The 353-nt window shown below is 50.7% G+C and carries 2 tRNA genes; both read left to right on the plus strand.

What is annotated here, in order from left to right:
* Positions 1-49 precede the first annotated feature (49 nt).
* Positions 50-126 (plus strand) — tRNA-Ile (locus Q672_RS31500).
* 17 nt (positions 127-143) lie between these two features.
* A tRNA-Ala gene (locus tag Q672_RS31505) sits at positions 144-219 on the plus strand.
* The last annotated feature ends 134 nt before the right edge of the window (positions 220-353 follow it).

Genomic DNA, 353 nt, shown 5'->3' on the forward strand with positions numbered 1-353 from the left:
GGCTCACACGTTTGCTTGTCTGTTGCTAAAGGGTGTAGACGCTTTCTATAGGTCTGTAGCTCAGTTGGTTAGAGCGCACCCCTGATAAGGGTGAGGTCGGCAGTTCAAATCTGCCCAGACCTACCAATTTCAGCACGGTATATGGGGCCTTAGCTCAGCTGGGAGAGCGCCTGCCTTGCACGCAGGAGGTCAGCGGTTCGATCCCGCTAGGCTCCACCAGTTGCTGCATTGGTCGGGTGACCCGAATAGAAAGTGGAAGAAGTCAGAATCAAGCATTGTCTTGCTTGCTTCTGGCTTTTTAGTCGGACTCCGAAATCTTTATGGTTCGGATTGCTCTTTAAAAATTTGGGAAA

Source organism: Alcanivorax sp. P2S70, from assembly GCF_000475295.1.
Taxonomy (GTDB): Bacteria; Pseudomonadota; Gammaproteobacteria; order Pseudomonadales; family Alcanivoracaceae; genus Alcanivorax; species Alcanivorax profundi.